Raw genomic sequence first — 9,611 nt, 5'->3', positions numbered from 1 at the left:
CTCGCCGCATGTGCGGCGGTGCCTATGCATCCCGGAACGCGCGGAGCATTCGGTCGGAGTAGATGAAGTGGCTTCTGACGTAGGCGGGCCGTTGGCGGGACGGGACGGGCGCGTCGGCGTAAGGGGCCCACGAAGGGTCCTGGCGGGTTTCCCCTGCCGGGGCGGCAGGCCCGCAGCCGCACCGGTGCGCCCCGCCGCGCCCGAGGTGGCTGTGACCGTGCAGGTGCGCGCGGGCCGCGAACCCGTTTGCCGGCTCTGGGCGGCCAACTGCGGGGCGGGTGGCCGCGCGCGCCGTCGGGCGGGTTCTGCCACGTCTGAGCAGTCGCATGTCCACCTCGCTCCGTCGGTCGCGGGAACGAGAGCCGCCCCCGATTAGAATGATAATCGTTCGCGTTCGGCTCAACTGTGCCAGGCCCGTGAAGCCGCTGTCAAATCGCCCGGCGGCAAACCGAACCGCACCTGCCCCGGCCCGGCCCCGAACCGCCGCAACCTGAGCCCATGCGGCCCGCCCGGCCGGCGCCCCGGAGCATGCTTGCCATGACGGTCACACGCCCGGCATCTCGAGTAGAACCCCGCCCTTCCGCGTGGGGTGACGCGGTGCATCTTCTGGCGGGAAGGGGGCGGCGTTGTGACGGTTTCGATGCAGGTCAACCACAAAAGAGCTGAAGCTCGGGTCGACACGGCTGGCTCCGCGCCTGCACCAGGCCGCCGCCGTGGTTTTCGAGGTTCACAAGCGGTCGCCGTTGACTTTGGCGCCGTCGCTTGTCCTGCCCGCTGATGCTCAGGAGGCGCTGGCGGTGTGGGCGGAGACGCTTGAGGACATCGTGGCGATAGAGCGTCTCAGCGGCGGGGGACGCAGTCCTTGCGATGGTCGTTTCAACGGCCGCGACCGCGTCTTCCTGCGCCGCGCGTGGCTCATGCGGGAGGGGCAGATCGTGCACGCGGTGCGGCATCCCGTGGACGGTCACCGCGCCGTCCGGGAAACCGCCTCAGGTGTTGGTTGTGGCCGCGGGGACGCTGAACGTGGGCGGCTCGGAAGCGCCAACCCCGCGCGTGTCCATACGCCATCCGGGTATGGCGGCGATTGAGACGGGTCTCACCTCTGAATCCGGGCCTGGCGCCAGGACCTTCCAGGTGCGCCCCCCCCCCGCCCCCCGGAAAGGGAGCAGCCTTTAGCGTGGGCGCCCGCCGTCGTCGAGGTGTCTCCAAGCGACGGCCTGTCGGCGACCGCGGAGTGGCGGCTCGCTGGCATTGACGAAGGGTCGTTTGCCTGTTGACGTCATCGCCCCTTTGTCGGAGCCGCCGGCTCTGGACGGCGGCTGACGACCTATCGGCGGCCTCGTGGACAGAACGTTACCGCTAATGGTAAAGTTTTGTCCGTGAGTTTCCGGAGCGACTTGTGGGGTGTGGCGGTTGACCAGTACGGCTACGTCACTTCCGCGAACGCCCGCGACCTGGGCGTTCCCGTGGTCGAGTTGGGGAAGCTGGCGGCGAGGGGGCGCCTTGAGCGGGTGTCGCAGGGGTTGTACCGGTTCCCTGAGTGGCCGGTGTCCGCCAACGACTCCCTGATGGAGGCGGTGCTCTGGACCAGGGACCCCCGCGCGGCGCTGTCCCACGAGACCGCCTTGGAGGTCTACGACCTTTCTGACGTCAATCCGGACAAGATCCACGTCACCATCCCGAAAAGGGAGAAGAAGATACGACGCGTCGGCGCCGCGCCCGCGGTGGTGGTCCACTATCAAGACTTGGCCGACGACCAGATCGGCTGGTGGGAGGGCATTCCCACGGTCGCGGCGGGGACCGCCATCGACCAGTGCATCGCTTCCGGGGCGCGCCCGGACTTGGTGTCGCAGGCGCTCGTGGCCGCTCGCGCCGAGGGCCGGATCGATGAGGCGACGGCCGCCCGCCTGCGTCTAGAACTGACGGGCGCGGTCAGGTGAGCGGGCTCGGCCCGCCGGACAAGGACCGCCCGGTCCCGTCTGCGCAGGCGTTGGAGAAGTGGGTCCACGACGCGGAGCGCCTGACCGGTGTGGCTCCGCGACGGCTTGGGTGGCTGGTCGCGTCCAATGTGGTGGTCGCCGCTTTGCAGCGGGCCGTGCGGTAGGACTCTGAGCCGTTGTTCCTGGTCAAGGGCGGCGTGTACATCGAGTTTCATTTTGGGTTGAAGGCCAGGGCGACCCGCGACGTGGATACGCTGTTCCGAGGAGGTTTGGCGGATTTCGAGCGGCGCTTGGACGAGGCGCTGGCCGAGCCCCGGGGGCCTTTCCAATTGGCTCGCAGCCGCATAGAGACGATTGACGCCCCGAAGCTGGTCCAGCCGCGCCGGTTCTCGGTGCGGTTGACGGCGAAAGGCGCCGCATATGGACGATGCCGTCCGGCTGGCCAGGCCTCTCCGGTCGCCCGTGGCGCCGATCTTGGATGCGCCGCCGAGCATGCCGCCCAAGCCGCAACCGAACGGGCGCCCCACCAGCGCAACCAGCACGAGCCCGCCGCGCCCAGGAACGACCCCCGCCAAGACGGGCCAGGACTCGGACTCCGAGGGCCGCCGTAGGGCCGCCACACCCCACAAACCGAGTAAGCCAACACCACCAACACAAGGCCAGGCGTCGGTCTTCTACCTCGCGATGACGACAGAGCCCGCCGCCGATGCCGTCGCCGCAGCCACCGAAGAACACCAGAGTTCGCCCGTGGTGGCGAGGCTGCTGGACGATTTGGAGACCTGCCGCCGCGGCGACTGCGTCAGGATGGCCGAGCCTTTCCTCGGGTGGAGCGTGGGGCCGCACCCACTGTTCGGGGACGGTCCGGCTGGGGCGGCCCAGTAACGCGCCTGACGTCACCCGGCACAAGCGGAGGCGGTCCTGGCGGCCACGCCGCCTGACCAATCGCCTCTGACCAATCGCCTCCAACCGACCTGGCTCGGCCGCCTGCGGGCGGCCAAGCTTTAGTAGTCTTGCCCGGGTCCGTGCGGCGATTTGAGCCAGCCCAGGGCAAGTGGTTGAATGGCTTCATCTGGCCATTTTCGGGCCCTTCTTTCATCCCATCTTTTTTAGGCGTTTGCGCTTGCCAGAGGCCATATCGGCGTGCTAGAAATGATGTACAACAGCAACGGGCGAACAGGAACCCACGCACGTATTAACCTACGTTAAGGGCATGTCGACGGTTTCCTCCGTTTCGGCAATTGGATTGCGCGATTGATACCCTGTTCGCCCGTTGCTTTGTCTCTGCCCGCCGTCGGCGGCCTTCCGCTGGCCGATGCGCCAGGCGGCCGAACCCGCGTCCCAGGCGGTGACGCGCTAACCTTCCTAGTGAGCATCTAGCGATGTCTCCCCGTGGGGGGGTAAGGACGATCCGGCGGCGGAGCGCGCCGGGAGGCACAAGATTGGGGTTGACAATGGCCAAGAACAAGCTCGGCGTCGCCATCGCCGAGGCGCTCAGTCAGATCGGCGCCCTTTACCGCACCACCGTCGAACTGGCCAAGGCCCAATTGTCCAAGGACGGCACGCGCCTGGGCATGGGGCTGGCCCTGCTGGTCGCCGCCCTGGTCGCCATAGCCGCGCTGGTGCCGCTGCTGGTCCTGGCATTCGTCTGGGGCCTGATCGCCCTTGGGATCTGGCCGTGGGCGGCCTACCTGATCACCGCGGGCGTGGCGCTGGTCGTCGCCGCCGGCCTGGCGGTGGCCGGACGGGCCCTGCTTAAGAAGGCCGCAGCCTCGATTGGCGCCACAACCAGCATGATCAAGGACTCGCTGGGCACGCTCAAAGGCGAACCGGGCGGGAATGTCGACGGGACGGCACGGCCCACATGGGCAACCGAGCCTTCTGCGAAACCGCCAACGGGAGCGACGGAGGCCTAATTGGCCCTGTTCAAACGCCGTTCCGCGCCAGCCGACTTCTCGGCCGCGCTGATCGAGGGCCCCTGGTCGCACCGCTTTGTCGCGGCGCGCGGCCTGCGTTTCCACGTCGCCACCACAGGCCCGGAGGACGGCCGCCTGGTTGTTCTGCTGCACGGCCTGCCGCAGCATTGGTGGGCCACCCGCGACCTGCTGACAGACTTGGGCGCGGCCGGGTACCGGGCGGCCGCCGTTGACCTGCGCGGCTGCGGGGCCAGCGACAAACCACCGGAGGGCTACTCGCTGCCCATGCTGGCGGCGGACGTGGCGGGGGTCATCACCGCGCTCGGCCGCCGGTCGGCGGTGGTGGTGGGCAGCGGGATAGGCGGGCAGGTGGCCTGGACCATGGCCAGCCGAGCGCCTGGGGCGCTGGACGCCATTGTGGCGATCGCCACCTTCCATCCGGGCAGCCTGCGGCCAAAACGGCAGCTTCTGGTTTCGCCGCGGGCCGTCGGCCAAATTGGCGCCTTGCGGTCGCCCCGCCTGGCGGGCCGGCTCTTGCCTGACACGGCTTTCATGTCCGCGCTGCTTGGAACCTGGGTGCTAGACCCGTCGGCCATGGACGCGGCCGCCGTGGGCCATTACGCCGAGGCGATGCGCGTGCCGTTCGCGCCGGATAAGGCCGCCCAGATCATGCGGTGGGCCACCCGGCCGCTGCTGAACGCCGCGCACGCCCGGTTCGTGCGGTCGGCTCGCGTTCCCGCGCCGGTTCCGGTCCTGCAGCTTCAATCCGACCTAGATCCGGTGCTGCGCTGGCAGGTGGTGCGGGCGGGGGACCTGGGCGGCCAGAACTACCGTTTCGAGTTGCTCACCGGCGTTGGCCACTTGCCAATGGAGGAGGACGGGGAATTGGTCGGCGGATTGATCCTCGGCTGGCTGGCGGAACACCGGCTGCTGCCGTAGACGCAGGAAGCCCCCCGGCCGGCGCAGCCGCAGACCGCAGGCGCAGCAGGACGCGAGCGCTGACGGGCCACGCTGGCGGACCGCCGCCGTGCCTTAAGGTTGGGGGCATGAGCGCCGCCAACGCCAGTGCCGCAAATCCGCCGGGCGGGATCGCCACCCGGCGCCAGGCCCGGTTGGCGGGCGAGGTCCTGGCGGAGCTTTTCCCGGAGGCGCGCCCGGAACTGGATTTCCGCTCGCCGCTGGAACTGCTGGTCGCCACCGTGCTGTCCGCCCAGTCCACCGACAAACGGGTCAACCAGGTCACACCCGCCCTGTTCGCGGCCTATCCGGACGCGGCCGCCTACGCCGCCGCCGAACTCGACCAACTCGAAGCCATCATCCGGCCGGTCGGCCTGCACAGGGCCAAGGCAGCGGCGCTGAAAGGAATCGGCGAGGCGTTGACCAGCCGGTTCGGCGGAGCCGTGCCCGCCACGCTGGCGGAGTTGACCTCGCTGCCCGGCGTGGGCCGCAAAACCGCCAACGTGGTCCTGGGAAACGCCTTCGGCGTTCCCGGCATCACCGTGGACACGCACGTGGGCCGGCTGGCCCGGCGCCTCGGCTGGACCCAGAGCAAAGACGCCGCCAAAGCCGAAGCCGACATCGCCGAGTTGTTCCCACCCGAGCAGTGGACCGACCTCAGCAACCGCCTCATCTACCTGGGCCGCCGCGTCTGCCACGCCCGCCGCCCCGACTGCGGCCACTGCAAACTCGCCGCCCTCTGCCCCTCCGCCGAACAGTGACAAAGCAGCGGAGCTGCCCTGTTTCCAGGCCCCAAAAAGGCGCCGTCTTCTTTGACTGGGTGAGCGGCGTTCCAGCGGCCGGGCCGCGGTTGGTTAGACTTGCGGAATCGCCTGTCGTTGGCAGCCACCCGCAGCCGCATTGAGATGAGGTGCCCAATGAATGCCAGTCAAGACAATCCCGAGAGCATTATCTCCGCCTCCGGCCTGTTCGCCGGGATTGACCATGAGCAAGCCCGCCACCTGCTGGACGTGATGGTGGGCCGCCGCCTTGAGCGGGGCAAAGCGCTGTTCTGGGAGGGGGACGAGGGCGACCGCCTGTACTTGATCCAGTCCGGCATGATCAAACTTGGCCGCACCTCCCCGGACGGCCGCGAGAATCTGCTCGCGGTCCTCGGCAAAGGCGAGTTCATAGGCGAACTGACTCTGTTCGACCCGGGTCCCAGGACGGCGACGGCCACCGCCGTGACGGACAGCGAACTGCTGGAGTTGAGCCACGCCGCCATTGGCGAATGGCTCGACCAGAATCCGGCGGCGTCCAAGCATCTGCTCCAAGAGTTGGCGCACCGCCTGCGCCGCACCAACGAGGCCGTCACCGATTTGATTTTCGCGGACGTCCCCGGCCGGGTCGCGAAAGCGTTGCTTGACCTGGCGGACCGTTTCGGCGAGAACACCGCCGAGGGCGTCCACGTCACCCACGGCCTGACCCAGGAAGAGTTGGCCCACCTTGTGGGGGCCTCGCGGGAGACCGTCAACAAGGCCCTGGCGGAGTTCATCGCCCGCAGTTGGATCAGGCTTGAGGGTCGCAGCGTCTACCTGCTGGACATAGAGCGTTTGGCGAGACGGGCCGCCTGACGGGACCGAACGGCATCGGCCAACGTTTTGCCCGATGCCGTTCGCTGGCGTAGGCGAACACGCCCGGACACGGGTCCAAGCCGGAGAGATTAGCATTGGTGCGGGCGCTCCGCCCCGCTTCCCGCCAACCGCCGGCCAGGCCCGAGGAGATGATCGTGAAAGCAGTTCAGCGCCAGGGCGCGACGGCGTACGAGCAGATCATCCGGGGCATCGCGAGCGGCGATTTCGCCCCCGGCCAAGCGCTTTCGGAGACTCAACTGGCCGAGTACTGCGGTGTCAGCCGCACCCCGGTGCGGGAGGCGATACAGCGTCTGGAGTCGGAACGCGTGATTGTGAACGCGGATCGCGTCTGGCGGGTGTCCGACCCGACGCAGGACGAGATCTACGAGATGTATGAGACGAACGCCATCCTGGAGGCCGCCAACGCCCGCTTGGCCGCAGGCCGGCGCACCGACCTGGACCTGGCCGTCTTGCACGGTTTGGCGGATGACGCCCGGGCCACGCCGCCGGACGCGGACGTGCAGCAACTCATCGCGCTTTCGCACGAATTCGCTTTGGCGCTGTGGCGGGCGGCCCACAACCGTTCCCTGATGGAAATCCTGGAGCGGATCGGGCGGCAGCACGGACGGTTCGGGGGGCGCTCTTCGCTCAGCCAAGACGGCCAGTGGGGCAAGACCCAAACGTACTTCGAAGAAATTCTGGGCGCGATCGAGGCGCGCGACGCGGACGCGGCGGCGGCCACGGCGGAACGGCAGGCGCTGGCGGTGCGGGACGTGCGGATCGCCATGTGGCGGGTGGCCCACACGCACGCCGGAACCCAATGAGCCCCGGCCCGCGCCGGGGAGACCGGCCCTCAGCGGGCTCGGAGCCAGGCCTTCGCGGCCACCGACACAGACGGGAGGCCCACCAGAACGCCCAGAATCCCCAGCGTCAGGGTCGCGGGGAGCACCGTTATGGCGCCTGACACGGCCAACGGCACCGCCAAGAGGGCTCCCGCCCGGTAGGAGCCGGTCACCACGACCGCCGCCCCCCGTTCCTCGGGGTGGACGGAGACCGAGGCGATGGCCGGGCCGAGCGCCAACAAGAAGCCGGTTCCCGCGCCCGAGGCGATGAGCACCGCGACGGCCGCGCCCGGCGCCAGGTCCGCCAAACCCAGGCACGCGATTCCGAGCGCGCTCAGGCACGCGCCCCCGGTGAGGCCGGCCAGGAAATGCTGGCTCCGCAGATGGGCGCAAGCGATGGTGCCGATCAGCAGAGAGGCGTTTGCGCCGCTGACGGCGCCGCCGATCTGGGCCTCCGTCCAGCCTGCCCCGGCCAGCACCACCGGGGCGAAGGTGGTCAGCGTGACATGCCATGCGCCCCCGACCAGGGAACCGGCCGAAGCGGCCACCACGCCCGGCCGGTGGCGGACTTTGCCATCGCCGCCGGTCGCGGGCGGGGAAAACACAGGCAACCGGCGCAGCAGCGCGGCCGCGGCGAGTCCCGCCAGGGCCACGCCTATGGTTGCCCAGGCCGCGAGGGCCACGTTGAATTGCGCCAGCCAGCCCGCGAGGAACGGGCCGGCTATGGAGCAGGAAGACGTGATGAAAGTGGACCGGGAAAGCGACTTGACGGGGTTGGGCGAACTCCTGATGACATGGGTTTGCGAGGCCGACCAGAAGCCCGCCCGCGACGTGCCCTGGAGCAGCTGGGCCACGGCGAGCCCGGCCAGCCCCGGCAAGGCGAGGGCCGCGGCCATGGACGCCGCCAGAGTGGCGAGAGCCGCCAACATGACGGTCTTGTCGGTGATGTACCTCAATGCCCAGCCCAGCGGCAGCCTGGCGCCCATTTGGGTGACCGCCGATAACGAGCTAAGCAGCGCGATCGACCCAAGTTGCAACTCGCGTTCCAATGCCATGAAGGTGAGCATGACGCCCGCTATCGCTAACCCCAGCGAGTAGGCGCCATTGACGGTGTAGATGCGGGCGAGGTTCTTGTTGACTGGAGTGCCTTCCAACGGCCGGAACATCAGTGTATACAGCAGCATACTACCCGTCCGGGAGGACGACCTTCGGCGCAATCCTCCGCGATTACCGGTCCCGGCGGACGCCGGGTAGGGTGAGCCGGGTGAAATTGAGCCGTCTTGTCGGCGCCGGGTTGGCGACCGGCGCCGCGACCCTTGGCTACGCGTTGGCGGAAGCCCATTGGTACACGTTGCGGCGCGTGAACGCGCCGGTGTTGAAGCCTGGGGCCGCGCCGATCAAGGTGCTCCACATTTCCGACATGCATTTGACCGCCCGCCAACGGCGCAAGATCGAATGGGTCAAGGCGCTGGCTTCCCTCCGCCCGGATCTGGTTGTCACCACCGGCGACAACTTCGCGTTCGCCGACGCGATGGAGTCGGCTTTGGAGGCGTTGGAGCCGCACCTGGCGACGCCGGGGGCGTTTGTCCTCGGATCGAACGACTACTACGGCGCCATCTTCAAGAACCCGGCCATCTACCTGCTGGGACCGCCCGAACCCGAAATCACACGGCAGCCCGACCTGCCCACCGAGCCTTTCCGCCAAGTCTTGACTCGGGCCGGCTGGAAGGACCTGGACAACGCGCGGGCGAACCTGGAGGTGGGGCCGGAAAGCTTGGCGACCGATTTGGTCGGCCTGGCGGACCCCCACCTCGACTGGGACAAGCTGCCCGAACCCGTCTCGCATGAAGCCGCCGATCTGGTGCTGGGCCTGGTCCACGCGCCCTACCTGCGAGCCGTCGACCAACTGGTGGCCGACCAGGCGCGCTTGGTCTTCGCCGGCCACACCCACGGCGGGCAAGTCGCCCTGCCGTTCTACGGGGCGCTTGTCTCCAATTCGGACCTGCCGCCGCGCCTCGCGTCCGGCCTGCACCGGTGGCGCTCCAGCGACTCGTATCTGCACGTCTCAGGCGGGTTGGGGACCTCCCCGTACGCGCCTATTCGGTTGGCCTGCCGCCCCTCGGCCTCGCTTGTGACGTTGGTTCCCGCCGCCTGACTGTCCCGCCGCCTGACAATTCGCCGCAGGCCGCCCGCCCGTCGCCACCCCGGCCGCGACTCCACCCCGAGCCGTCAGACGGGCTCCACCGGCCTTGCCCCCAGCGACTCAGCCACCGGTCGCCTCCGCGCCGGTTGTCCCCCGCCTGGCCAAGAACGTCTAACCTTGACCTCAGGTCAATTTCCGCTTGG

General features: G+C 68.9%; 11 protein-coding genes. 10 read left to right on the top strand and 1 reads right to left on the bottom strand.

Going from position 1 to position 9,611, the window contains the following annotated elements; all coding sequences use genetic code 11:
- Positions 1-1,379: 1,379 nt before the first annotated feature.
- From LBC97_04015 to LBC97_03975, 9 genes are all read left to right on the top strand, one after another.
- Complete coding sequence (locus tag LBC97_04015; protein ID MDR2565223.1) at positions 1,380-1,940, top strand: type IV toxin-antitoxin system AbiEi family antitoxin domain-containing protein; 561 nt, start codon at positions 1,380-1,382, stop codon at positions 1,938-1,940.
- The gene (locus tag LBC97_04010; GenBank protein MDR2565222.1) at positions 1,937-2,104 is read left to right on the top strand and encodes a hypothetical protein; all 168 of its coding nucleotides are present in this window, start codon (positions 1,937-1,939) and stop codon (positions 2,102-2,104) included. The genes LBC97_04015 and LBC97_04010 overlap by 4 nt, the downstream gene beginning before the upstream one ends.
- Before the next feature lie 12 nt (positions 2,105-2,116).
- Positions 2,117-2,551: a nucleotidyl transferase AbiEii/AbiGii toxin family protein gene (locus tag LBC97_04005; protein MDR2565221.1), complete on the top strand. Its 435-nt coding sequence runs from the start codon at positions 2,117-2,119 to the stop codon at positions 2,549-2,551.
- A gap of 73 nt (positions 2,552-2,624) precedes the next feature.
- Positions 2,625-2,822 (top strand): hypothetical protein, encoded by a 198-nt coding sequence (locus LBC97_04000; GenBank protein ID MDR2565220.1) that lies wholly within the window; start codon positions 2,625-2,627, stop codon positions 2,820-2,822.
- Positions 2,823-3,391: 569 nt separating this feature from the next.
- Positions 3,392-3,853, top strand: coding sequence for a phage holin family protein (locus LBC97_03995; protein MDR2565219.1), 462 nt, complete (start codon positions 3,392-3,394; stop codon positions 3,851-3,853).
- On the top strand, positions 3,854-4,792 hold the full coding sequence (locus LBC97_03990; GenBank protein ID MDR2565218.1) for an alpha/beta hydrolase: 939 nt from the start codon (positions 3,854-3,856) through the stop codon (positions 4,790-4,792). It begins immediately after the preceding gene.
- A 107-nt stretch (positions 4,793-4,899) separates the two neighbouring features.
- On the top strand, positions 4,900-5,571 hold the full coding sequence (gene nth / locus LBC97_03985; protein MDR2565217.1) for an endonuclease III: 672 nt from the start codon (positions 4,900-4,902) through the stop codon (positions 5,569-5,571).
- Positions 5,572-5,727: 156 nt separating this feature from the next.
- On the top strand, positions 5,728-6,423 hold the full coding sequence (locus tag LBC97_03980) for a Crp/Fnr family transcriptional regulator (protein ID MDR2565216.1): 696 nt from the start codon (positions 5,728-5,730) through the stop codon (positions 6,421-6,423).
- 155 nt (positions 6,424-6,578) lie between these two features.
- Positions 6,579-7,247 (top strand): GntR family transcriptional regulator, encoded by a 669-nt coding sequence (locus LBC97_03975; GenBank protein ID MDR2565215.1) that lies wholly within the window; start codon positions 6,579-6,581, stop codon positions 7,245-7,247.
- Between the two features lie 29 nt (positions 7,248-7,276).
- Here the strand turns inward: LBC97_03975 and LBC97_03970 are convergent, their stop codons facing one another.
- Positions 7,277-8,449, bottom strand: coding sequence for an MFS transporter (locus LBC97_03970; GenBank protein MDR2565214.1), 1,173 nt, complete (start codon positions 8,447-8,449; stop codon positions 7,277-7,279).
- Between the two features lie 80 nt (positions 8,450-8,529).
- Between LBC97_03970 and LBC97_03965 the strand changes: the two genes are divergently transcribed.
- Positions 8,530-9,420, top strand: coding sequence for a metallophosphoesterase family protein (locus tag LBC97_03965; protein MDR2565213.1), 891 nt, complete (start codon positions 8,530-8,532; stop codon positions 9,418-9,420).
- The last annotated feature ends 191 nt before the right edge of the window (positions 9,421-9,611 follow it).

Source organism: Bifidobacteriaceae bacterium (genome assembly GCA_031281585.1).
In the GTDB taxonomy this organism is placed as follows: domain Bacteria; phylum Actinomycetota; class Actinomycetes; order Actinomycetales; family WQXJ01; genus JAIRTF01.
This window is presented reverse-complemented; position numbering and strand designations above follow the sequence as displayed.